A 23,825-nucleotide genomic window follows, 5' to 3' on the forward strand; every position below is an offset into this window, starting at 1 on the left:
AGGTCACTCCCACTCTCCGCTTCTCCCCGGCGCGTCCGCGCCGGGGAGGTCCGGCTGGACCACCATCTGTTCGAGGATCTCCGACGTCGCCCGAGCCTCCTCCTCCTCGGAGATCTCGCCGGAGAGCCTGGCCTCCTCCAGCTCCTCCAGCCGGCGCCGGACCGCCGCCGGGTGCCGCATTTCGAGCTCGGCCTGTTCCTGGATCAGCTCTCCGATCCGGATGAGCGCGCGGATCGGCGCGAACGGCAGGCCGATGGTCAGACCCAGCAGGTCCATCTGTCATCCCCCCTGTCCCGGCGCCATGACGAAGTCGTACGGCGCCAGCGGGCCGAGCAGGCGCAGATCGATCCGGCCCGCCCATCGCTCGCCGAACTCGTCCAGGACCTTCTCGAACTCCGCCCGCCGGTCGGTGTCCACGAGGACGGCCACATGCGCGGCGTCCTGCTCGTGGGTCGGCTCACGCACGACGACGCCGACGCACGTCGGAGCGAGGGCGTCGACCAGCGCGGCCGTGTCCGCGTCGCGCTTGGCCGCGACCGCCTCGCCGATCATCTGCCCGAGCTGAATCCGCGCGTCCCAGGTCGCGTCCTCCGGCCGGCCGCGGATCTCCTCGCGCAGCCGGGCGGCCTCCCGGTCCTCGGCGAGCACCTCGCCGATCACCACCCGCTCGACGTACCGGCCCTTGACGACGTACTCCACCCGCCCCTCCAGCTCTTTCAGGGCGGCGAGGAAGTCGTCGTGGTTGGGGCCCAGCAACTCCTCGACGACCGCCTCGGGGTTGGCCACCACCGCCCCGAAGCGGAACGGGAGCACGGGCACCTCGGCCGCGGTGGCGTCCAGCAGCCGCTGATGGGCCAGCAGGTCGTCCGGCCTGCCGAGCGGGCGGTCCAGGACGATGTCACTCACCAGCGCGGCGATCTCGCCGTGCCGTATCAGACTGATCCGGCCGGGTGGATCCCCCACGCCCCGGGCCTCGGGATCCAGCTCGACGTCCGCCGGCACGACGCCGTAGACGTAGGAGTTGCTGTCCTGGTCACGCCGGGCGGTCTTCCCGGCCTCGGCGGTCCTGGTCCTTCCGGTGGAGCCGGGCATCTCACCCCTCCTCTCGCCGCCGCCGTCTGCGGGGCGCCGGTTCGCGCTCCTCGTCGGGCTCCTCTTCGGGCTCGCCGACGATGTCGCGTAGTTTCTCTCCGGCCGTTTCCAGCGCTCCCTGGGCGATCCCCTTGGTCTTCGACTTGCTCACGCCCTGTGTCGTGTCCTGCAGGACTTCCGGCAGGCCCTTCCCACCTGTCTGGGTGAGATCCAGCCGGTTCGTGGCCTCCGCGAAGCGGAGGTAGGTGTCGACGCTGGCTATGACGATGCGCGCGTCGATCGTCAGGATCTCGATGCCGACGACGGAGACCCTGACGAAGGCGTCGATGACGAGGCCTTTGTCGAGAATCGTGTCGATGACGTCGGCCAATCCCGACGAGGATCCACGACCGCTCGCCCCGCCACCCGAAGGCTGCACCATGGTCATCCGCTGTCTCCTCGGCTCTGTGCCCGCTTCCGGCGGCCGGATCACGCGCCTCGGGCGGCGGCCCGGCGGCGGGCGGGACGTGGAGGCGGCCTGTCTTCCGTCTCCGCCTCCGCCTCACGGCGCCGGCGACGCACCGGACGTCTTCTCTGCTCCGGCTCCTCCTCGGGCTCCTCTTCCTCTTCCTCTTCCTCGGGTTCCTCTTCCTCGGGCTCTTCGGGCTCTTCCTCCTCTTCTTCCTCCCCGCGCTCCTCCTCGGGCTCCTCCTCTTCGGGCTCCTCCGCCGCCGCCCCCTCTTCCTCTTCCCGGCCGGGCTCCTCGGGTTCCTCCTCGGGCCCCTTCTCGCGCTCCTGCTGCTCCTGCTCCTCACGGAGCGCGGTCTCGTGGTCCTTGACGACCTTGCTGTCGCGTATCTCGCCGCGCCAGCCCTCGATCTCGTCGGGATGGAGCAGCGACTGCATCATGACGTGCCGCCGGAAGTGCTTGAACTCCAGGCGGGCCCGTCGGCCCTGGGCGCGCCAGAGGTTGCCGGTGCGCTCGAACAGACCCTGCGGGTGGTACTCCAGCACCAGCAGGACCCGGGTCATGTCGGGTGAGAGCTCATGGAAGGTCACGGCGCCGTCGACGTAGCCCTTGGCCCCCTTGGAGCGCCAGATGATCCGCTGGTCCGGCACCTGCTCGACGATCGTCGACTCCCAGGTCCGGTGGGACCAGAAGACCTGCGCCTTCCACGTCGTCTTCTCGTCGGACTGCTGGTCGACCCCTTCGACCTTCTTCATGAAGCTGGGGAAGTCCTGGAACTGGGTCCACTGGTCGTAGACGAGTCGCCGGGGAGCGCCCATGTCGAGTGCCTCGACGATGTTGATGAGCTTGAGCTTCTTCCCCTTGCCGCCCTTGCCGCCGCCGGTGATCTTCTGCATCAGGCCGCCGGCCGCCATCTTGGCCGCTCCCTTGAGCCCGGCGGCCACGGGATGCTTCGACCCGAGCACCGACCCGATGAGGCTCAGCGCGCCCGATCCGCCCGATCCGCCCGATCCGCCTGAATCACCGGATCCGCCGCCCTGCACGTAGTCGGTCAGACGGCTGGTCAGGCCGCCGAGCTTCTCGGTCGCCGACGACAGGATCCGCTCCCCGAGCGCCTCGGCGAGGTTGCGCAGTTCCTGGGTGAGCTGGTCGACGGGGAGGAACTGCTCGCTCTCACGTTCCGGCTGGTTCTTGGAGCTCTCGGCCATCGAGCTCACCCCCGTGCCCGGCGGACGGGCCGGCTGCGCGCGGGCGTCGTCTCACGCTGCACGCCGCCACGGCGCCTGGCCCCCCTGGGCTTCGGCTCCTCCTCGGGCTCCTCTTCCTCTTCCTCCTCCTCGGGCTCCTGCTCCTCGCGGGCCCTGGCGGCCGACCTGCGGCGGGAAGCCGGGGGGCGGCGCCGGGGAGTGGGTTCCGGTTCCTCCTCCGGTTCCTCCTCCTCGGGCTCTTCCTCCTCCTCAAGCTCCTCGTCGTACTCCTCTTCCTCCTCCTCGGGCTCCTGCTCCCGGCGGGCCTTGGCGGCCGTCCGGCCTCGGCGCCTGGGGGCGGGCTCCTGCTCCTCTTCTTCCTCCTCCTCGGCCTCCTTGGGCTTGCCGGGGGTCCGGAGCATGTCCGCGCGCTCGTGGAGCTTGGAGGTCAGCGTGTCGACCTGCTTGGTCGCCGCGGCCTTGGCCGCGGCCTTGCCGACCTCGAACAGCTCCCCTCGGACGCTGTCGACGATCTTCTCCAGCTCCGGGATGGTCCCGAGCTTCTTCAGCGCCTGCTGCACCAGGTCGCTCCCGCTCGCGCCCAGCCGGCCGGTCGCGCCGGCCGCCGCCAGCGCGATCGCCATGCGTAGCCTACGGTTCCGGCCAAGAAGATAGCCCGCACCGACGGCCAGGGCTATCTGCGCTCCGCATTTCACGATCACCACTCCCCAATCGATCACTCCGCCTTGGGTTCCGTCCATCCGCGAGGCTTCGATCGGCCGGTCGGACGGGAGGGAGGACGTCGTCAAGGACTGACGCCTGTCGCTGTGAAGGTGCCGGAAGCATCTCGCTTCCGAATCAGCCGTTTCCTACCCTGGAGCGTGATAAAGAAACGCATATAGGTAAAAAACGGACATAGTTCGCCCGGGGGGAAAGACTTCCGGACGAACTATGCCGGTGGCGCCCCACGGCCAATACTTCGCTGCGAATGCGTCAAGGATCAGAAAGCGGCCCTGAAACGTTAAGAAACGACATCCTTCCGCCGGAACCTGCGGAAGGCGAACGCGATCAGGATCGCCGAGTAGGTGACCGAGACTGCCACCCCCTTGAGCATGCCGCTGTAGTCGGGCTGCGGGGCGAGGGCGTCCAGCCAGGCCGTGTTCCAGAACGTCGGCAGGAACTCCCGGAGCGAGCCGAGCGCCTCCACCGCCTGCAGGATGCTGCTCACGATCACCAGGCCGACCGCCCCGCCGACCGCGCCGAGCGGAGAGTCGGTGCCGGCCGAGAGCAGGAAGGCCAGCGCGGCGACCACGAACTGGCTGATCAGGGCATAGAGGATCACGACCCCGAAGCGGGGCAGCACCTCCAGCGCGGCGATGGTCTCGCCGGTGCCCGGCACGCGGACGTCGTTCCAGCCGAAGGCGAGGGTCCCGGCCAGCAGCGCCATCAGCGGCAGGCAGATCACCGCCGCCGCCGAGTAGCCCATCGCGACGATCAGCTTCTGCCGCAGCAGCCGGTCGCGGGGGATCGGGGCGGCCAGCAGGTAGCGCAGCGAGGACCAGCTCGCCTCGCTGGCCACGGTGTCGCCGCAGAACAGCGCCACCGCGACGACCAGCAGGAAGCTCGCCGACACCGAGAGCGCGAACGCGGCGAAGTTCAGGCCGCCCTCGGTCGCCAGGTCGGAGATGCGCAGCGTGTTGCCCGGCTGGCCGGAGCCGGCGCCGACCTTGAAGGCGATCACCAGGATCCACGGCAGCGCGAGCAGCAGGCCGAACATGACCAGCGTGCGGCGGCGCTTGAACTGGCGGACCACCTCCACCATCAGCGGCAGCGTCCGCCCGGCCAGGTAGCCGGGCGCCGAGCCGTCCCCCGGGGAGCCGGTGCTCGCCGGAGAGCCGGCGAGAGCCGTACCGGGGCCGTGGGTGCCGTTCAAGCGTTTTCTCCGATCAGGTCCAGGAACACGTCCTCCAGGCGGGTGCCCGAGCCGTTGGCGGCGGTACGGCCGCTCAGCAGGTCGCTCACCGGGCCGGCCGTGATGAGGCGGCCGCGGTGCATGACCACCACATGGCTGCAGGTCTGCTCCACCTCGGCGAGCAGGTGGCTGGAGACGATGACGGTACGGCCCCGCGCGGCATAGGCGATCAGGACCTTGCGCATCTCCCTGATCTGGGGCGGGTCGAGACCGTTGGCGGGCTCGTCGAGGACCAGCAGGTCGGGCAGGCCGAGCATGGCCTGGGCGATGGCCAGGCGCTGGCGCATGCCCTGGGAGTAGGTCCGCACGGCGCGCTCCAGCGCGCCGCCGAGCCCGGCGATCTCCAGGGCCTCGGCGAAGTGGGCGTCCTGGGTGGGACGGCCCGTCGCCTTCCAGTAGAGCTCCAGATTGGCCCGGCCGCTCATGTGCGGCAGGAAGCCGGGGCCCTCGACGAAGGATCCCAGCCGGGACAGGACGGGGGCGCCGGGGACGATCCGGTGACCGAAGATCCGGATCTCGCCGGCGTCGGGGTGGATCAGGCCCATCAGCATCCGCATGGTGGTGGTCTTGCCCGCGCCGTTGGGGCCGAGCAGGCCGAGCACCTGGCCGTGCTCGACGGTGAAGGACAGGTCGTTCACCGCCAGTTCGCCGTTGCTGTAGGCCTTGGTCAGGCCGTTGATCCGCAGGGGGACGGCGTCCAGGTCGGGGTCGTGATCGTCCCGGCGGCGGCGGCGTCCGGAGAGCACCAGGGCCGCCGCGACCACCACGGAGGCCAGCGGCAGCGCCCAGATCCACCAGGCGGGACCGGTGGAGGGGGCCCGCAGGGTGGTGTCGGTCGGGACGGTCACGGCCGGTGCGGCCAGCCCGACGGTGTAGACGGCGGGGGTGACCGGTGTGCTGTAGCCGAGGTCGGTGGTGGTGAACGTGACGCGCAGCCGGTGCCCCGCGTCGAAGCGGTGGTCGATGGCGGGCAGGCTGACGGTGGCCTCCCCGGCCCCGCCCTCGGGCAGGGCGATCCTGACCGGGGCGGCGAGCCCCTCGGGCAGGATGGGGGCCTGGGTGTCGCCGGCCACGTCGTAGAGCTTGGCGAACAGCGTCACCTCACCCGGGCCGGCCTTCTCGCCTCCGGCGCCGGAGGCGGCCCCGGGCTCGGAGCGCACCCGCACCTTCACGGTGGAGCTGCCGGTCACCTGAAGCGGGGCGGTGAGGGGGGCGGAGTCGAAGTCGGCGCTCTGCCCGGCCATGTCGACCGACACGTTCAGGTTGCCGACGCCGCTGGTGAGACCGCCGAAGCCGGGGACGGCGGAGATCGAGGCGGGGGAGCCGCCCGGCGGGTTGGCCACCTTCTGCTCGGGACCGCCGAGCGGCACCGAGGTCTGGCCGGTGCCGGACAGGCCGGGGTAGCCGCCCGAGGTGGCGTGCAACTGGACCGGGCGGCGGGTGCCCGGATCCCGGCCGCCGTCGCGGGTGACGGTGAACGGGCTGTTCACCGTCTCGCCGCCGGTGGTCTTCTTCAGATGGCGGTCGAACCAGCCGAGGGTCTGCTCGTGGAGCCAGTCGACCTCGCCGTTGCCGCCGTCGTGGCCGCCGTCGAACCAGGCGACGCCGACCGGGACGCCCGTCGCGGCGATCGCCCTGGCGTTGGCGTCCGCCTGGCCCAGGGGGAACAGCGAGTCACGCTGCCCCTGGAGCAGCAGCGTCGGAATCCTGATCTTCCCCGGCACCGAGATCGGGCTGGACCTGCGCAGGGTCTCCACCGCGCTCTGGGTCGGCCTGCCGGTCTCGGCCACCTGCTGGTACATGTCACAGATCGCCGGCAGGAACCGGCCGCACCGGACCTCCTGCGCGTTCAGCGGCGGAGCGGACCGGGTGGGCCGGGCGGCACCGCCCAGTGCGGCGGCCACCCCGGCCTCCGGCGCCGGGCCGCCCCGGCTGAAGAACAGCCCCGCCCACATCCGCTTGAACACGCCGTTCTGCGGCCCCTGGCCGGTGGCGTTGGGGAAGAGCGCGTCGGCCAGGTCGTGCCAGGTGACCTGGGGGACGATCGCGTCGATCCTGCTGTCGTGCGCGGCGGCCATCAGCGCGATGGCACCGCCGTACGAGCCGCCGGCGATCCCCAGGCGGGGGTCGCCGGCCGCGTCGAGCTGGACCTCGGGCCGCCTGGCCATCCAGTCCACGAGCTGGCGGACGTCCTTGACCTCGTAGTCGGGCGAGTTGAGCGCGATCTGCCCGGTGGACCGGCCGAAGCCCCGTGCCGACCAGGTCAGCACGGCGTAGCCCTCCTGCGCCAGCCGTACCGCCGCGTCCCGGACACTCTGCTTGCTGCCGCCGAAGCCGTGCGCCAGCAGCACCGCCGGAGCCCTGCCGCCTCCGGCGGGCGGGAAGAAACTCGCGTCGAGCGTGACCTGCTGGTCGTCCTGCGGTCCGTCGAGCACCGCGATCCTCTGGTCCTGCGCCCGTACGGACGGTGCGGACGGCCACAGCAACCAGGTCGCGACACCGACGACCAGCACGGTGACCACCGCGACCCAGGTGGCCGGTCCCCTTGCAAGCTTCATGCCGAGAGCCTACTGAGGGGAGCTGAGAGGGAACTGAGACGGCTCGGGCCGCCGGAGGTCAGGCGCCCGGGGCTCACCCGCAGGGCGCCGAGGTAGTCCTGGGAGTCGAGGTGGTCCTGGGCAGAGCCCCGGTAGGCGGCCTTCCACGTCTCGGTCCTGACGCGCGGGGCGTCCTCGGCGTCGTCCGGGTGGCCCTCTCCGGCAAAAGCTCCTATAGCACGTGACCATCCCGACATGAAGGTCCGCCCATGCCAATGCCTGGACGATGCCTAAGGGATGTCCCCGATTGCGTACCAAGGTAAAGGCCAGGCATCATTTCGACGCGTGAAGCCAGTCGAGAGCCTGAAACGAAGAACCACTCCAGTCATCGAGTGGGCCCTGCCCTACTGGAACCGGGGGAAGGCCGGCCGGGAGACGCCCGAGGACCTGTTCCGGCTGCTCTACCTCGGATGGCTGGTGGCGTTCTCCTTCAAGGTGCTCGGCGCCTCCTGGGACGTTTCCTGGCACTTCAGGTGGCTCCGTGACGACCTGGCGCCGCCGCACCTGCTCAACAGCGTCGGCACGGCCATCGCCCTCACGCTCACGATCATCCATCTCTACACCGGCTACGGCGTGGACCGCACCGCGCAGCGCCTCATCGGCTGGGGCACCGGGATCTTCCTGATCGCGGTGCCGCTGGACCTGATCAACCACCGCGTCAACGGGCTCGACATCACCTCGTGGAGCCCGTCGCACATGATGCTCTACATCGGCACGTTCCTCATGGTCTGCGGGGTGATCCGGGGCTGGTTCCTGGGAGCGCCCCCCGGGCGGATGCGGACGCTGGTGCTCGGCGGGCTCTTCGTGTTCCTGTTCGAGAACGTCTGGTTCCCGGCGCAGCACCAGGAGTACGGCGTGTTCGGCATCGCCGCCTGGGACCGGGGGCAGCCGGAGGCCGAGCCCATCCTGCTGCAGTTCGCCGCCGACCAGATGGGCCGGGCGGTGGACCGGCAGATGGTGGTCAACTTCTCGCTGCCGGTGCCCGACCAGGTGTATCCGATCTACGCCGCGGTGGCCGCCATGATCGTCCTGGTCTTCGCCCGCGCGATGATCGGCCGGATGTTCTCGGCCACCGCCGTGATCGGCGTCTACCTCGTCTTCCGCACCCTGATCTGGCCGCTCCTCGCGCTCGCGGACTTCCCGCGCTCGTCGGTGCCGATCTTCCTGATCGCCGGCGCGCTCGCCGTCGACCTGGCGTTCCTGATCCGGATCCCGGTCGTCCGGGCGCTGGTCGGCTCGCTCGGGGCGACGATCCTCGTCGACCAGGCGCTCCGCCTGCAGAGCGTGGCCTACTACACCCCGCCGCTGGTGACGCCCATGACCATGCTGGTCGGCGGTCTCATGCTCGCCGCCCTGTGGCTGGGTGCCGAGTGGGCCTCCACCCGGCACCACCTCCGGGCTCAGGACATGGACGCCGTGGTCAGAGCCACCGCGACACCGTAGGCCAGGCCCATCACGGTGATCTCCGCCGCCGCCCACGCCGCGACCGCCGTCCCCTGCCGCTCAGCGATGCGCGGCAGCAGGCGGAAGCGGATGTGGGCCGCGAACGGGACGAGCAGCGCCACACACGCGGTCTTGGCCACCACGAGCAGCCCGTAGTCGCTGGTGAACACCGCGCCCGGCAGCTCCACCCCCTGGGTGAGGGCCATCGTGGCCAGGCCGTTCACCAGGCCGGAGACGCTGACCAGGACCAGCGCCAGCGTCGCCAGCCTGGAGAACTTCGGCAGGACCCGGGCCAGCAGCCCACGGTCCGCGGCGACCAGCATGATGATCGTCAGCAGCCCGCCCGTCCAGGCCGCCGAGCCCATCACGTGCAGCTCCATCGAGATCATGATGGGGTCGTGCCAGACCGAGTCGACCGCGTGGCCGGTGACCGGGATCGGCAGCAGGCCGAAGAAGGCGATCACGATCCGCAGCTCGGCCGGGACCTTCTCGCCGAACCGCACGGCCAGCAGCCCGAACCCGGCGTAGGCGAGCGCGCAGGCGGCGCTGAAGAGCATCCCCTGGCCCGCGCCGACGTTGTCGACGTACTCGGCGATCATTCCCGGGGTCGGGAGCGCCCCCGGGTTCAGCTCGGCGGTCTGGAACACGATGACGACCAGCGCCAGCACCGCCCACGCCCACGCGAACGTCACCGCCAGCGGCCGTGCCCGGCGCATCACCGGCTCGGTCCGCTCCGGCTCGTCGAAGCCGAGCAGCTTGGGCAGCAGGCTCAGCCCGACCACCGCCACCGCGGCCAGGTCCAGCAGCACCCGCAGCACCGGCAGGCCGTACTCCACCAGCGGGCCGGGCAGCGCGATCCCCGGCACCGCCTCCTCGGCGGTCAACGCCGTCGCGGCCAGCACGGCGAGCACGGCTCCCGAGACGAGGCCGCCGGCCAGCAGCCTCCTGACCGTGCCCGACTCGGGGGCGCGCTCGACGGTCGCGGTCATTCCGCGGCCCCCGGCCCCCTGGTACGGCGCAGCGCGACGACGGTGGCGCCGCCCAGCACGACAAGGGCGGCGGCGATCCACAGCACCGCCATCCCGGCCCCGCCGTTCTGCGCGGCCTCGGCGGCCTGGGCACTCAGGTCGGGAGCCTGCGGCGCGGCGGCCGAGGAGGCCGGGGCCGGCTGGGACGCGGTGCCCGGGCCGGCGGCGGTCAGGGTGAAGGTGATCTTGCCGGCCACCGGATGGCCGTCGGAGGACAGGATGCGGTATCCCACGACGTACTGCCCGGCCGGCCCCAGGGGCCTGACGCCGACGCCGACCTCCTGGCTGTCGACGGCCGTCTTGCCGTCCTCCCAGCGGCTCCCGTCGGGACCGGTCACGCTGATCTGCGCGAAGCCCTGCCGTACCGGCTGGTCGAAGGTGAGTGTGATCTTCTCGGGCCCGGTGGCGAGCTGGGCGCCGTCCTTGGGGTCGCTGCCGATCAGTACGTTGTGGGCCTGCGCGGGGGTGACCACGCCGAGCAGCGCGGCACACGCGAACAGCAGGACCGTGAGTATCCGCCTCACTGATCGTGGCCTTCCATTGGGTTCTCCATGACCTGGCCATGCTCCCATCACCGCCTCGCGCCCGGGGAATCGAGTGAGCCCGTACCCGGGTGCGCGCCGGTCCGCCGGCGGTCCCCCCCGGGGACGGTCCCGCGGTCCGGGAGCATCCGGGCCGCGGCACGCGAACGCGCCGGCGCCCGGCCGCGTCGGTGGGATGCGGCCGGGCGCCGGGGTGTCCGGCGGAATCAGGGGACGGGGCTCAGCTCAGGCGCAGCCAGAGGGCCGGGACGTTCGAGGGCTCCCAGCCCGCGGAGGCGGTGTGGGGCTGGCGGCACTCGTAGTCGGCGCCGGAGTGGGAGACCCGGGTGCCGGTGGTGTAGGCGGTGCCCGCCTTCCAGGCGGGGTAGGCGCCGGTGGGGGTGACCGTGCGACCCCATGCCTGGCCGGTGACGGCGCGGTTCAGTCCTGCCTTCTGCCTCACGTTCCGGCCGGGTTGTTCGATCGTGCCCTTGGCGGAACGGACCATGTTCGTAATCTTCAGATCCTCCACCACGACCACGCTGAAGGTGTCAGCGAGTTCGGTGGTGGTCTGGTGCTGCCAGTTAACCGCTCGGCGCTTGGCTGTCGCGCGGAGCCTGGCTATCCGGTCATAGGTGCGTGTCAGCCGATGAGAGGTCCGCTGTCCGGGGGGACGGGCAGCACGCCGGCGAGCGGATCTCTTCTCCAGGCGGCGCAGGTGTTCACGCTCACCGCGGGTGAGCCAGGGGCCGTGCTCACGCGTGGTCTGGTCCGACAGCGCCAAGGCGACGGTGATCCCCCGGTCGATCCCCACGACCGGACCGGGATGGGTGTCCATGACCGCAGCGGCCATGGTCTGGGTCCGGAACACGATCTGCCAGCCGGAGGCGTCCTTGACCAGCCGGGCTCCGGTGATCCGCCCGGCCGGGCCGCCCTTGGTGACGCCGGGCAGGTCCTTGGTCCACCGAAACCGCACCCGTCCGATCTTGGGCAGGTTGACCGCGCCCCACCGCCGGTTGACCCGCTTGATCTGCAGGTCTCGTGCCTGGGGCACATCGACTGCCGGCCGGGATCGGAGTCGGGCCTTGGACGTCGGGCGTTTGGCGGGGTGATCGGGGTTGAAGAAGTTCACCCACGCCTGCCGGTAGGTCTTCAACACCGCCTGAGCCGCCTGGGCGGGCAGTTGGCCCATCCAGTCGATCTCACGGCGAGCCGCCCGGATCGCCTCGTCGCACTCCTTCACCGTCGCGAATCGGCCCTGCCGGAAGGTGAAGTACTCGTGCAGCAGGTTTCACAGTGCGCGGGCGGTGTGCGCCTGTCCGTCCAGCACCGCCACCTGGGCCGCGCTCAGCTCCAGGCGGGCCACATGCGCCCGCGTCCGCTTCACCTTCTCCACACCCTGATCGTATCGTTTGGTTTATGTCACCGAGATGGAAACCGAACCCCGAGGTGCGCACCGGGCGACACGTCGTCTACCACCTCCATGCCCATTTGGTGTTCGTCACCAAATACCGGCGTGGGGCCTTCACCGACCCGATGCTGGTCCGATGCGAACAGATCATGCGGGAGGTCTGCGCCGACTTCGAGGTCGAACTTCGCGAGTTCAACGGCGAGGACGACCACGTCCACCTGCTGGTCCACTACCCGCCCAAGGTCGCCTTGTCCAAGCTGGTCAACTCGCTGAAGGGGGTCTCGGCTCGGATGCTGCGCAAGGAGTTCGGCGCCCACGTCCGCATGCACCTGTGGGGTGAGCGTTTCTGGTCCGGTTCCTACTTCGCCGGGTCGGTTGGCGGGGCCCCGCTGAGTGTCCTCAAGCAGTACATCGAGCAGCAGAAACGGCCGGTCTGATCGGGGTGGACGCCGCCTCGCCTGGCGGCGAACCGGCTGTTCTTGCCCCGCTACGCGGGACAGTCCGCTTCACCCCCGGCCTGAAGGCCGGAGCACTACGGACGAACCCGGTAGAGGCCGTCCGGGCGGCAGGTCTTGTCGTCGGACGCGGCGGCGGCCGTGCCGGCGAGCGCGCCTGCGATCAGGGCGAGGGCCGCGCCGGCCGCCGCGAGGCCGGCGCGTAGACGTGAGGACATGGAGCAGCTACCTCCGAGGTGAGGAAACATAGCCGTGATCCCGCCCCCCACGGGTTATTGAACGGGAAACTATGCGCATCCACCAGGCAGGTCAACGCTTTCTTTTAAGAAACTTTCCTGATGATTAATAGGCGTGCGGCCGTGGCGGAGGGGGGAGATGCGCTCACCGCTCGCAGGCGCCGTCGCCGGGGCTCTCCAGCGCGGTCCTGAGCGCGCCGAGGAACTCGGCCGAATCGCGGCCGTTGACGAACCGATGGTCGTAGGCGAGGCCCAGCATGATCACCTTCCGTACGGCGAAGCCGCCGTCGCGGGTCTCCACGACCTCCGGACGCGGCGCGGCGAGCGACAGCGCGCAGGTCTGGCCGGGGAAGACGACGGGGACGGCCATGACGACGGCGGCGTCGGTGTGCAGGGTGAGCATGATGTTGCCGCCCTGGAGGTCCTGCTCCCGGAAGGTCCCGTCCAGCGCGGCCCGGCGGAACCGGGTGAGGTCGTCGGCGATCTCCCCGAGCGGGCGGCGCCCCGCGTCCCGCACCACCGGCACGACCATCCCCCCGCCGACGTCGACGGTCACGCCGACCTCGGCGGACACGGCCCGGCGGGCGCGACGGCCGTCGACGGGCGTGGCGAAACACAGGGGGAAGCGGTCGAGCAGCCTGCCGGTCGCCCGCACCAGCAGTTCGGGCAGGCCGATGAGGACGCGCAGCCGCCTGGTCTCCTGCCGGGCGAACCCGAGCGCGTCCGTCACATCGACCCTCATGACGGTGAAGGCCGAGGGGATGTCGCGATGGGATTCCTCGACGACCTCGGCGACCCGCCGCTGGGCCCGGGACGGCTCGATCAGGCCGGAGCCCTCCGGGATCGTCCGGGAGGCGGCCGGGCCGCAGGCCCGCCCCGGGGCGATCGTGGGCAGGGTGACGCTCACCGGATTGCCCGGCCCGGCCCAAGGGGCGAGGAGGGACTCCAGGTCGGCCCGCCGGACCACCTTCCTGCCGAGGGCGCGCACCTGCTCCATGGAGATGCCGCGCTCGTCCATCAGCCGCAGGGCCGGCGCCGTGACGACGACCTCATGGTCCGGGGTCGCCGGGGAGGCCCCGTGTTCCGCCGCGGAGGAGGGGGGCGCCTCGCCGTCGGCCAGCAGCCGGGCGATCACCTGGCCGGGAGCGCATTCGGCGCCCGCCTCCAGCAGGCACAGCAGCGTCCCGTCCTCCTCGGCGACCAGTTCCTCGGCGGCCTTGGAGGTCTCCAGCACCACCAGCGGCTCCCCGGCCCGTACGGTCTGGCCGTCCTTGGCCGCCCACTCCACCAGCAGGTAGACGGTGTCGTTGTTGTTGAGCTTGGGCACCCGGATCTCGGTCAAGACAGGGCCTCCACGATCGTGTGCCGGATCCGGCCGGGCTGGACGAGCACCTCGCGCTCCAGGTGGGGCGCGGCCGGGATGACGCTGTCGGCCGCGCTGATCAGGCCGATGGGGCGGCGCAGGGTGGACCAGAGCCGGGGGTAGAGCAGCCGCGCGACCTCCGCCCCCCAGGTCCCGCCCTCCGAGCCGTCCTCGACGACGCACACGTGCCGGGCGCGCTCCAGGCCGGGGAGGCCGGGGAGCGGGTGGAGCCGGGCGGGCACCAGCAGCTCGCAGGCCAGGTCCTCCTCCAGGAGCAGCTCGCGCATGGCCGCGAGCGCCCGGTGGGTCATGCCGCCGTGGGCGATCAGCGTGCAGTCGGGCTCGGTCACGCCGTCGAGGAAGACCCGGGCGACGCCGCCGGCGAGCTCGTAGCGGAACAGGTCGTCCACGACCCCGCCGGAGTACATCCGCCGGGTGTAGAGGACCTTGTCCTCGAAGAACAGGCAGGGCTGCCCGAGCGCGAACATCCGGGCGAACAGCTCGCCCGCGTCGTGGAAGGGGGTCATCTCGAACAGCGACAGGCCCGGGACGCCGATGAAGTGCTTCTGCGGGCTCTGGCTGTGGGTGGGGCCGTAGCCGCGGTTGCCCCCCGAGGGGCAGCGGACGACCAGCGGGATCGGCACGGGCCTGCCGTACATGGAGGTGGACTTGGCGGCGAAGTTCACGAGCTGGTCGAAGGCGAGCGCGGCGAAGTCGGCGAACATGATCTCGACGACGGCCCTGTCACCGGCCAGGGCGAGGCCGGCCCCGACCCCGGTGAGCGCGCCCTCGCTCAGCGGGGTGGAGCGCACGCGGTCGCCGAACCTGGTGGACAGACCCCTGGTGACCTTGAAGGCCCCGCCGTACGGGTCGGAGACGTCCTCGCCGAGCACGTGCACGCGCGGGTCGGCCTCCATCAGGTCGTGCAGGGCCTGGTTGAGGTGCTCCGAGACGCGGGTCACCGCCGCTCCCACACCGACGGAGGGCGGGCCGTGACCTCGGCGGCGATCCGCTCGACCAGCTCGCGCCGCTCCCGGTCGAGGCGGTCGAAGGGGTCGGGGAACATCCGCGCGTAGCGGGCGTACCAGTCGTGGTCGCCCGCCCGCGCGATCTCCTCGGGGGGCCTGGTGTCGTCGCCCTTGCTGTGCGGGCCGAGCCGGTGGGTGACGAACTCGGCGACCAGCGGCCGGCCGTCCCCGCGGACCACCGCGACGAGGGGGGCCAGCTCGGCGCGGATCTCGTCGACCTCGGTGGACGTCATGCGGTGGTGCAGGACGTCGAAGGCGGCGGCGCGGGCCGCGATGTCGCCGGACATCTGCGCGGAGGTCGGGGTCGACTGGGCGATCCCGTTGTTCTCGACGACGACCAGCAGCGGCACCCGCCAGAGCTGGGCCATGTTGAGCGCCTCGTAGACCGAGCCCTCGCCCCAGGTGCCGTCGCCGATGTAGGCGCAGGCCAGAGCGCCGCTCCCCTTCAGCGTGAGCGCCACGCCGACCGCGACCGGGAGGCTCTCGCCCTGGACCCCGGTGGACAGGAAGCGCCGGTGGTAGATGTGCTGGCTGCCGCCGACCCCCGCGCAGAGCGCGCCCTCGCGGCCCATGATCTCCGCGAGGAGCCCGTACGGCTCGGCGTGCCGGGCGAGGAAGTGGCCGTGGCCGCGGTGGTTGCTGAAGACGTGGTCGTCCGCCTGGAGCAGCGGCTTCAGCGCCACCGGGATGTACTCCTGTCCCAGGCAGGTGTGGGTCGTCCCGCTGAGCTCGCCCGCCTCGAAGAGCCTGAGCAGGGTGAGTTCGAAATGCCGGATGAGGAGGAGGAGTTCCAGGTCCTCGTCCGCCGGTGGGGACGGTGCGTTCCGCATGCCCGCGGGCGTGGGGACGGTGACGATCACGTGTGCGCTCCTGGCGTCGGCGACCGGGGTGAAACGCTCGGCCGCAGGACATCGACACGACATGGGAGCGCTCCCACCGGAGCGTAGGAGTCACCGGGATCACTGTCAATGAGGAAATTAGTGACCGCGTCCTACGGAAAGCCGGTAAATGCACTTCTATCTGCGGAGATTTGCTAACCGCCAGAATGTTTCGGTTGAGCACGGCCGAAAACAACTCCGAAACCTTGACGAATTTGGCGCGTGATCTCTAGCCTCCTCCGTGGGAGCGTTCCCATATCGCCGTGCCTCTCCGCACGGCAGAAGTACCGCTCAGGCGGGCGCCGCCGTCCCGCCGGAGCGTCCGCACCTCTCGGCGCTGGGAGGAATCCCGCGCCGCGCCCGTCCTCACGTCACCGGATCGGGCCCGCCCTCGGGCGGCCCGCTCCGGACGGTCGTCATGGAGCCGCCCACGAGGGCGATCCCCTTCACCACCGCCAGGGAACGCACGCCGGTTCCCCTCCCGCCAGCACGGAGGCGTCGTGACGCACACCAGCCTGTCACCGGCCAAACAGGCGCTGCTCGCCCAGCGACTGGGCGGCCGCGTCGTCGCCACGGCCATCCCGCCGCGCCCGCCCGGCACCGCGCCGCCGCTCTCTCCCGCACAGGAGCGGCTGTGGTTCCTGGAGCAGTACGCGCCGGGAACGGCCGCCTACACCGTGGCGTTCGCGGTCCGGCTGGAGGGCGAGGTCGAGCAGGAGGCGCTCGCCAGAGCCCTCACCGAGGTGACCGCGCGGCACGAGAGCCTGCGAACGCGGCTGCTCACCACCGAGGACGGCGGCCCGCGGCTCGTCGTCGACCCGGCGCCCGCGGCCGAGCTGCGGGTGACCGACGACCTCGCGGCGGTCGACCAGGAGACGGCCCGCCCCTTCGACCTCGCCCGGGGCCCGTTGATCCGGCTCCTGCTGGTCCGGCTCGGCCCGCTGGACCACGTGCTGCTGCTCACCATGCACCACGCCGTCACCGACGGCTGGTCCTGCGACATCGTCATGGAGGAGCTGCTCACCCTGCACGCCGCCCACCGCGCCGGGCGGCAGCCGGGGCTCCCGCCGGTGGGGGTGGGCTACGGCGACTACGCCCACTGGCAGCGCGGCCGCGCCTACGACCGCGAGATCGGCTACTGGCGCCGGCACCTGGACGGGCTGCCGCCGCTGGAGCTCCCCGCCGACCTGCCGCGTCCCGCCGAGCAGAAGTGGGAGGGCGCCGCACGGGGGCTGGCGCTGGACCCCGGGCTCGGCGAGGCGATCACCGAACTCGGGACGGCCCACGGCGCCACGCCGTACATGACGCTGCTGGCGGCCTTCCAAGTGCTGCTCGGACGCTACTGCGGGCAGGACGACTTCGCGGTCGGATCACCGGTCTCCGGGCGCGACCTGCCCGAGCTGGAGCGCGTGGTCGGCGTCTTCGTCAACTCGCTGCCCATGCGCGCCGACCTGTCGGGCGATCCCACGTTCACCGAGCTCCTCGCCCGGGTCCGCGAGACGGCGCTGGACGCCTACGCCCACCAGGAACTCCCCTTCGACCGGCTCGTCAACGAGCTCGCCGTGGAGCGCGACGTCAGCCGGTCGCCGGTGTTCCAGGTCATGTTCGCGCTGCAGAACTACCGCGCCAAGCCGCTGCGCACGCCGGGCCTGACCATGTCCGCCTTCCCCGTCGAGACCTCCGCCAGCCGCTTCGACCTCGCCCTCTACCTGTTCGAGACCCCCGAGGGGCTGCGCGGCAACCTCACCTACAGCACCGCGCTGTTCCGCCCGGACACGATCGAGCGGATGGCGGCGTGCTTCGAGACCCTGCTGCGGTCGATCGTCGCCGACCCCGGCGCGCGGATCTCCGAGCTGGAACTCCTCCCGGACGGCGAGCGCCGCCGGGTGCTGGCCCTCGGCGAGGCCGCCCCGGCCGAGCCCTCCGGAAGCGGCCTGCTGCACGAGGCCGTCTCCGCGCAGGCCGAGCGCACGCCCGACGCCGTCGCGGTCGTCGCCGGGGGCACCTCGCTCACCTACGCCGAGCTGGAACGGCGGGCCAACCAGCTCGGCCACCTGCTGCGACGGCGGGGCGTGGGCCCGGACGACCGGGTCGCGATCTGCCTGGAGCAGTCGGCCGAGCTGGCCGTCGCGGTGCTCGGCGTGCTCAAGGCCGGCGCGGCCTACCTCCCGCTGGACCCCGACCACCCCGCCGACCGGCTCGCCTACGTGCTGTCCGACGCCGGGGCCCGCGCGGTCGTCACCGCTCCCGAGCTCCGGGACCGCCTGCCGGGCGACCTGCCCGCCGTCTTCGCCGAGCACCTCGACGAGGCGGACTCGGGGCCGGTGGACAGCGGCGTCACCCCCGGCGACCTGGCCTACGTCATCTACACCTCCGGGACCACCGGGCGGCCCAAGGGCGTGGCCGTCCAGCACCGGCAGGTGACGGTCTACCTCGACGGCGCGCGGGAACGGCTGGCGGTGGAGCCGGCCGGGGCGTTCGGGCTGCTGCAGTCGCTCGCCTTCGACTTCGGCGTGACCGTCTTCTACCTGTGCCTGATGACCGGCGGCGCGCTCCACCTCATCCCGTCCCGTACGGCGGGGCCCGAGCTGGCCGCCTACTTCCGCGGGCACGGCATCGACTACCTCAAGATCACGCCCTCTCACCTGGCGGCGCTGCTCGCCGACGCGACCCCGGCCGAGCTGCTCCCCCGCAAGCTGCTGATCCTCGGCGGCGAGGCCGCGCCGTGGGGCTGGGCCGCCGAGCTGGCGGCGGCCGGGCGGTGCCGGGTCGTCAACCACTACGGGCCCACCGAGGCCACGGTCGGCGTGACCACCTACGCCGTCGGGCCGGGCACCGGCGCCGATCCGGCGGCCGGCGGCCTCTCCCGTCCCGCTCCGGGAGCCGGCCACGCTTCGGGAGCCGATCGCGCTTCGGGAGCCGATCGCGCTTCGGGAGCCGGCCGCGCTTTGGAAGCCGGCCGCGCTTTGGAAGCCGGCCCCGCGGCCGGGAGCGCCGCCGCTCCCGCTCCCGTGGCGGGGGCGGCCCTGCCGATCGGATCACCCCTGCCGGGGGCCCGCGTCCACGTGCTCGACGCGGGCCTGCGACCGGTGCCGATCGGCGTCCCCGGGGAGATCTACCTCGGTGGCGACCGCCTCGCCCGTGGCTACCTGGACCGGCCGGGACTCACCGCGGACCGCTTCCTGCCCGACCCCGGAGGCGGCCCCGGCGCCCGGATGTACCGGACAGGCGACCTCGGACGCTTCCTGCCCACCGGAGAGCTGGAATTCCTCGGCCGCCGCGACCTCCAGGTGAAGATCCGCGGCTACCGGGTGGAGCTGGCCGAGGTGGAGTCGGTGCTCGGGGGCTTCCCCGGAGTGGCGCACGCGGTGGTGGAGCTGCGGGGCGGACGGCTGGTCGCCTACCTGGTCGCGGCGGTCAGGGCGGAGGCCGGCGAGGTGCGGTCGTGGCTGGCCGACCGGCTCCCCGACTACATGATCCCGGCCCGCTACGTGTGGCTGGACGAGCTGCCGCTGAAGTCCCACGGGAAGGTCGACCGGTCGAGGCTGCCGGAGCCCGAGGCCGACGGCCCGGCCGCCGGGTACGTGCCGCCGGAGACCGGGCCGGAGCGGACGGTCGCCGCGATCTGGGCGGACGTCCTCGAAGTGGGGCGGGTCGGCGCGCTCGACGACTTCTTCGACCTGGGCGGGCACTCCCTGCTCGCCATGAGGGTGATCGCCCGGCTGCGCAAGGAGGTCCCCGGGCGGCCGGTCACCGTGCTGGAGCTGTTCAAGCACCGTACGGTCAGGGACCTGGCCCGCCTGCTGGAGAGCGGCGACGACGGCCCGCGCGACCTGCTGCACCGGCTCACCCCGGTCCGCGCCGCGACCTCCACCATGGTGTGCGTGCCGTTCGGCGGTGGCAGCGCGGTCGTCTACCAGCCGCTGGCCGACGCCCTCCCCGACCGCTGGGCGCTCTACTCGGTCGCGGTGCCCGGCCACGAGCTGGGGGAGCGGGCCCGGCCCTTCGACGAGGTGGCGCGCGGCTGCGCCGAGGAGATCCTCGCCGGGATCGAAGGCCCGCTGGTGCTCTACGGGCACTGCGGCCTCGGCGTGATGCTGGTCGCCGAGATCGCCCGGCGCCTGGAGGCGGCCGGTCGCGCCATCGACGCCGTCTACCTGGGGGGCGTGTTCCCGTTCGCCCGGCCGGGCCGTGGCCTGGGATGGCTCGGGACCCTGATGGACCGGATGACCAGCGACCAGGGCCGGATCAACGCGCTCGCCGCGGCCGGTCTCGACGTCGAGGAGTTCGAGCGCGACCAGCTCAAGCTCGTCATCGACAACCGCCGTCACGGCACCCGTACGGCGGAGCGCTACTTCACCCGGCTGTTCGAGGGCGAGGGCGACCCGCTCCGGGCGCCCGTCATCGCGGTGGTGGGGGAGCGGGATCCGGCGACCGAGTTCTACCAGGAGCGCTACCGCGAATGGCGGCGGCTTTCGGAGACGGTCGCCTGCGTGGTGCTCGACGAGGCCGGGCACTTCTTCGTGAAATACCGGGCGGAGGAGCTGGCCGGCATCCTCACCGGCACCCACCGGGCCATCGCCTCGGGGGAGACGGCGCCGCTGGAGCGCACGGAGGAGTCCACATGGTGGCTCCAGGGCGTCTCCGGCCGGGCCGCCGGCCCGCCCGGCGCAGGGGAGGGCGGGCCGGCGGCCGGTGCCGGTGACGTCCGGTCCGCGTCCGTGGCCGCGCCTGCGGATGCGGCCGTGAGCGCGGCCGACGGCGACGGTGGGGCCCGGGAGGCCGGCGCCGGCGGGCGAGGCGCGCCACAGGCCAGCATGCGGCGGTTCCTGCTGATCTCGGTGGGACAGCTCGTGTCGATCACCGGGTCGGCGCTGACCGAGTTCGCCATCCCCATCTGGATCTACCTGACCACCGGGTCACTGGCCAGGTTCGCGCTGTTCGCGGTGCTGGGACTGGTCCCCGGCATGCTGGTGGCGCCGCTCGCCGGGGCGATCGTGGACCGTTACGACCGGCGCAGGGTCATGCTCTGCGGGGACGTCGCCGCCGGAGGCACCCAGCTCGTGCTGGGCGTCCTGCTGTGGACCGGCAACCTGGAGATCTGGCACATCTACCCGCTGCTGGCCGGCCTGTCGGTCGCGCTGACCTTCCAGCGGTTCGCCTACGGCTCGGCGATCCCGCAGATCGTCCCCAAGCGCTTCCTCGGCCACGCCAACGGCGTCGTGCAGATGGCCACCGGCACCGCCCAGCTCATCGTCCCGCTGATCGCGACCGGGCTGATGGCCACGATCGGGCTCGGCGGCATCCTCGTCATCGACGTGGCCAGCTACGCCGTCGCCACGATCGTCCTGCTGTTCGTCCGGTTCCCCGCGGGCATGCCGTGGCGCCGCCGCGAGGGCGTCGTGGCCGAGATGATGAACGGCATCCGCCACTCGTGGGGCAATCCCGGATTCCGGGGCATGCTCGTGTTCTTCGCGGTGCTCAACGTCTTCCTGTCTCCGCTCTTCCTGATGATCTCCCCGCTGGTGTTGTCGTTCGCGACGCTCGACGACGTCGGCAGGGTCTCGTTCGCGGGAGGTCTCGGGGTCTTCCTCGGCGGGCTGCTGATGACCGCCTGGGGCGGCCCCCGGCGGCGGCGCCTGTACGGGGTGCTGCTCGCCACGCTCGCCCTCGCGGTGTTCTGCGTGGCCACCGGATTCCAGCGGAACCTGCCGCTGATCGCGGCCGGCGCGTTCGGCATGTCGTTCTGCCTCACCCTGCTCAACGGCGTCTACGCCACGATCATCCAGGTCAAGGTGCCGCAGCGCTTCCACGGCCGGGTCATCGCGCTCAACACCCTGGTCGCCTGGTCCACCCTGCCGATCGGCTTCGGCCTGGTCGCGCCGTACGGCAGCGCGGTGTTCGAGCCGCTGCTCGCGCCGGACGGCCCGCTCGCGAGCACCGTCGGCGCGCTGATCGGCACCGGTGCGGGACGCGGCATCGGATTCATGTACGCCTGCTTCGGCCTGGCCATCGCCGCCATCGCGCTCGTCGCCATGCGCGTGCGGGTGCTGGCGCGGTTCGACACCGACGTCCCCGACGCGCTCCCCGACGACCTGATCGGCTTCGAGGCTCTGCGGAGCCGTACCCGCAAGAAGAAGGAAGAGGAGGAGACCCGGAGATGAGTTTTCTGGTGGTGCTCAACGACGAGGAGCAGTATTCCGTCTGGCCCGCCGGCCGGGAGCTGCCCGCCGGATGGCGGGCCGAGGGCTTCCAGGGGCCCAGGGAGGACTGCCTGGCCCACATCGACCAGGTGTGGACGGACATGCGCCCGCTCAGCGTGCGGCAGGCCCGGGTATGACCGCCCGGCACGCGGCGGACGCCGACGCGATCCCGGGTGGGGCCGTCCGGCGTGCGGCGGGCGCCGACGGGGCCTCCGGACTCGCCGCCAGGCTCGCCGCAATGATCTCCACCGCCTGCGACGGCAGGCTCACGGCCGAGGAGGTCCTCGCCTCCGGCGCCTCCCTGTCCGCGCTCGGCGTCACCTCGCTCGCCCTGCTGCGGCTGATCGACGCCGTCGAGGACGAGTTCGACGTCGACCTCGACCTGGGCGGCGGCGCGTCCTATCTCGACAGCTTCCCGCTGCTGGTCGGCTACGTGGACGCGAGGACGTCGTGACCTCGCCGGCCGTGCCGGTCCCGCGGACCGTGCCCGAGATGCTCCGGCTGCGCGCCGCGCAGGAGCCGGAGCGGACCGCCGTGATCGTCGAGGGCAACGGGGCGATGACCTTCGGCGAGTGGGAGCGGCGCTCCGACGCCCTCGCGCACGGTCTGCTCGACCGCGGGGTACGGCCCGGCGACCGCGTCGGGCTGCTCTTCGGGAGCTGGGACTGGATCGACTTCTCCGTCGCCTACTGCGCGGCGCAGAAGGCCGGGGCGGTCGCCGTACCGCTGTCGGACCGCCTCGCCCCCGCCGAGGTCCGGCACATGCTCGGGCACTGCTCGGCCTCCGCCGTCCTGTACGGGCGCGACCTCCGGCCGCCCGCGGGCGAGCACTGGAGCGCCGCCCCGGCCGACCTGGAGGGCGGAGCGGCCGGAGCGGTGGACGTGCGGGTCGGGCCCGGGGACCTGGCCCAGATCCTCTACACCTCCGGAACCACCGGGCTGCCCAAGGGGGTGGCCGCCAGCCACGCCAACCTGGTCTTCGGCTGCGAGACCCGGCCGAACCGCCGGAGGTTCGGGCACTCGCGCCATCTGCTGCACGCCTTCCCCATCGGCACCAACGCCGGGCAGACGATGCTGATGAACGCGCTCGACGCCCGGCCGGCCATGCTGACCCTCGGCCGCTTCACCCCGGGCCGGTTCGCCCGCCTGATCGAGTCGTACGGCCCCGGCACCGTGTTCGTCGTCCCGGCCATGGCGATCGAGTTCCTCAACGCCGGCCTGCACGAGCGCCACGACATGTCGAGCGTCCTGCTGCTGGGCTCGGCGGCCTCGGCCCTTCCCCCCTCGGTGTCGGTACGGCTGGCCGCCGCCTTCCCCAACGCGACGATCACCAACTACTACACCTCGACCGAGGCCGCTCCCGCCCAGACCATCATGATCTTCGATCCGGCCCGGCCCGGGGTGCTGGGCAGGCCCGCCTTCGGCGGCTCCCTGCGCGTCGCCGGCCCCGGAGGCGACCCGCTGCCCGCGGGCGAGACCGGTGAGGTCTGGCTGCGCTCGCCCGCCGTCCCCCGGTCCTACTACCGGGACGAGCGGGCCGGCGCCGAGGCGTTCCGCGGCGGATGGGTGCGGATGGGAGACCTCGGCTACCTGGACGCCGACGGCTACCTCCACCTCGTCGACCGCGAGGGCGACGTGGTCAAGTCGGGCGCGTTCAAGGTCTCGACGCTTCAGGTGGAGGCCGCCCTGTACGAGCACGCGGACGTCGCGGAGGCCGCGGTCGTCGGCCTCCCCCACCCGGTGCTGGGCACCACGCTCGCCGCCGCCGTCGTGCCCCGGTCCGCCGGGATCTCCGGCGGCGATCTACGAGCCTTCCTGACGGAACGGCTGGCCGGGCACGAGCTCCCCGAACGGGTGCTCGTCGTCGACGCCCTGCCCAGAAACCAGTCAGGAAAGGTCATCAAAAGGGAGTTGCGGCGGCTTTTCGACCCCGCCGCGACGGGTCAGACGGAAGGCACGTGAG

The 23,825-nt window shown here is 72.1% G+C and carries 20 protein-coding genes; 6 read left to right on the forward strand and 14 right to left on the reverse strand.

All coding sequences use genetic code 11. From position 1 onward, the window contains the following. Nucleotides 1-3: 3 nt before the first annotated feature. The 7 genes from BM085_RS29705 to BM085_RS46970 all read right to left on the reverse strand — a co-directional run bounded on the left by BM085_RS29705 (nt 4) and on the right by BM085_RS46970 (nt 7,257). Nucleotides 4-276 carry a gas vesicle protein GvpG gene (locus BM085_RS29705; protein ID WP_093890179.1) on the reverse strand — a complete coding sequence of 91 codons (273 nt, stop codon included), beginning with the start codon at nt 274-276 and terminating at the stop codon, nt 4-6. 3 nt (nt 277-279) lie between these two features. After that, a complete protein-coding gene (locus BM085_RS29710; protein ID WP_093890180.1) occupies nt 280-1,092 on the reverse strand; it encodes a GvpL/GvpF family gas vesicle protein in 813 nt (270 codons plus the stop codon). Nucleotide 1,093: 1 nt separating this feature from the next. Next, a complete protein-coding gene (gene gvpJ / locus BM085_RS29715; RefSeq protein ID WP_093890181.1) occupies nt 1,094-1,519 on the reverse strand; it encodes a gas vesicle protein GvpJ in 426 nt (141 codons plus the stop codon). 41 nt (nt 1,520-1,560) lie between these two features. Then, complete coding sequence (locus BM085_RS29720; RefSeq protein ID WP_093890182.1) at nt 1,561-2,748, reverse strand: SRPBCC family protein; 1,188 nt, start codon at nt 2,746-2,748, stop codon at nt 1,561-1,563. 5 nt (nt 2,749-2,753) lie between these two features. Continuing rightward, nucleotides 2,754-3,371 carry a hypothetical protein gene (locus BM085_RS44735; RefSeq protein ID WP_177245345.1) on the reverse strand — a complete coding sequence of 206 codons (618 nt, stop codon included), beginning with the start codon at nt 3,369-3,371 and terminating at the stop codon, nt 2,754-2,756. Between the two features lie 377 nt (nt 3,372-3,748). Next, nucleotides 3,749-4,660 carry an ABC transporter permease gene (locus BM085_RS29730; RefSeq protein ID WP_177245346.1) on the reverse strand — a complete coding sequence of 304 codons (912 nt, stop codon included), beginning with the start codon at nt 4,658-4,660 and terminating at the stop codon, nt 3,749-3,751. Further along, on the reverse strand, nt 4,657-7,257 hold the full coding sequence (locus tag BM085_RS46970) for a CocE/NonD family hydrolase (RefSeq protein WP_093890183.1): 2,601 nt from the start codon (nt 7,255-7,257) through the stop codon (nt 4,657-4,659). The genes BM085_RS29730 and BM085_RS46970 overlap by 4 nt, the downstream gene beginning before the upstream one ends. 324 nt (nt 7,258-7,581) lie before the next feature. Here BM085_RS46970 and BM085_RS29740 point away from each other — a divergent pair, with 324 nt between their 5' ends. Beyond that, complete coding sequence (locus BM085_RS29740) at nt 7,582-8,739, forward strand: hypothetical protein (RefSeq protein ID WP_093890184.1); 1,158 nt, start codon at nt 7,582-7,584, stop codon at nt 8,737-8,739. On the opposite strand, the gene BM085_RS29745 is transcribed toward BM085_RS29740, so the two are convergent. The 3 genes from BM085_RS29745 to BM085_RS29755 form a co-directional block, all read right to left on the reverse strand. After that, entirely contained in the window at nt 8,697-9,728 is a 1,032-nt protein-coding gene (locus tag BM085_RS29745) for a copper resistance D family protein (protein ID WP_093890185.1), read from the reverse strand. The two genes, BM085_RS29740 and BM085_RS29745, sit on opposite strands and share 43 nt — an antisense overlap. Then, the gene (locus BM085_RS29750) at nt 9,725-10,291 is read right to left on the reverse strand and encodes a copper resistance CopC family protein (protein ID WP_093890186.1); all 567 of its coding nucleotides are present in this window, start codon (nt 10,289-10,291) and stop codon (nt 9,725-9,727) included. Before BM085_RS29750 ends, BM085_RS29745 begins: the two co-directional genes overlap by 4 nt. Nucleotides 10,292-10,529: 238 nt before the next feature. Further along, nucleotides 10,530-11,531, reverse strand: a complete 1,002-nt coding sequence (locus BM085_RS29755) for an RNA-guided endonuclease TnpB family protein (protein ID WP_093890187.1) — start codon at nt 11,529-11,531, stop codon at nt 10,530-10,532. A 176-nt stretch (nt 11,532-11,707) separates the two neighbouring features. Between BM085_RS29755 and tnpA the strand changes: the two genes are divergently transcribed. Then, nucleotides 11,708-12,136, forward strand: coding sequence for an IS200/IS605 family transposase (gene tnpA / locus BM085_RS29760; RefSeq protein WP_093890188.1), 429 nt, complete (start codon nt 11,708-11,710; stop codon nt 12,134-12,136). A gap of 95 nt (nt 12,137-12,231) precedes the next feature. Here tnpA and BM085_RS44740 read toward each other — a convergent pair whose 3' ends face one another. The 4 genes from BM085_RS44740 to BM085_RS29775 form a co-directional block, all read right to left on the reverse strand. Then, a complete protein-coding gene (locus tag BM085_RS44740; protein ID WP_177245347.1) occupies nt 12,232-12,372 on the reverse strand; it encodes a hypothetical protein in 141 nt (46 codons plus the stop codon). A gap of 163 nt (nt 12,373-12,535) precedes the next feature. Further along, nucleotides 12,536-13,732 carry a 2-oxo acid dehydrogenase subunit E2 gene (locus tag BM085_RS29765; protein ID WP_093890189.1) on the reverse strand — a complete coding sequence of 399 codons (1,197 nt, stop codon included), beginning with the start codon at nt 13,730-13,732 and terminating at the stop codon, nt 12,536-12,538. Then, nucleotides 13,729-14,715 (reverse strand): alpha-ketoacid dehydrogenase subunit beta, encoded by a 987-nt coding sequence (locus tag BM085_RS29770; RefSeq protein ID WP_093890211.1) that lies wholly within the window; start codon nt 14,713-14,715, stop codon nt 13,729-13,731. Before BM085_RS29770 ends, BM085_RS29765 begins: the two co-directional genes overlap by 4 nt. After that, nucleotides 14,712-15,704 carry a thiamine pyrophosphate-dependent dehydrogenase E1 component subunit alpha gene (locus BM085_RS29775; protein WP_093890190.1) on the reverse strand — a complete coding sequence of 331 codons (993 nt, stop codon included), beginning with the start codon at nt 15,702-15,704 and terminating at the stop codon, nt 14,712-14,714. Before BM085_RS29775 ends, BM085_RS29770 begins: the two co-directional genes overlap by 4 nt. A 455-nt stretch (nt 15,705-16,159) precedes the next feature. On the opposite strand from BM085_RS29775, the gene BM085_RS29780 reads away from it, so the two are divergent. Genes BM085_RS29780 through BM085_RS29795 form a run of 4 tightly spaced genes read left to right on the forward strand, consistent with a single transcriptional unit; the run spans nt 16,160 to nt 23,824 of the window. Then, nucleotides 16,160-21,823, forward strand: a complete 5,664-nt coding sequence (locus BM085_RS29780; protein WP_093890191.1) for a non-ribosomal peptide synthetase/MFS transporter — start codon at nt 16,160-16,162, stop codon at nt 21,821-21,823. Further along, nucleotides 21,820-21,999 (forward strand): MbtH family protein, encoded by a 180-nt coding sequence (locus BM085_RS29785; RefSeq protein ID WP_093890192.1) that lies wholly within the window; start codon nt 21,820-21,822, stop codon nt 21,997-21,999. The genes BM085_RS29780 and BM085_RS29785 overlap by 4 nt, the downstream gene beginning before the upstream one ends. Then, nucleotides 21,996-22,316: an acyl carrier protein gene (locus BM085_RS29790; RefSeq protein WP_143121125.1), complete on the forward strand. Its 321-nt coding sequence runs from the start codon at nt 21,996-21,998 to the stop codon at nt 22,314-22,316. Before BM085_RS29785 ends, BM085_RS29790 begins: the two co-directional genes overlap by 4 nt. Then, a complete protein-coding gene (locus tag BM085_RS29795; RefSeq protein WP_093890193.1) occupies nt 22,313-23,824 on the forward strand; it encodes a class I adenylate-forming enzyme family protein in 1,512 nt (503 codons plus the stop codon). Before BM085_RS29790 ends, BM085_RS29795 begins: the two co-directional genes overlap by 4 nt. Nucleotide 23,825: the final 1 nt, after the last annotated feature.

The sequence above is a fragment of the Streptosporangium canum genome, from assembly GCF_900113865.1.
Lineage (GTDB): Bacteria > Actinomycetota > Actinomycetes > Streptosporangiales > Streptosporangiaceae > Streptosporangium > Streptosporangium canum.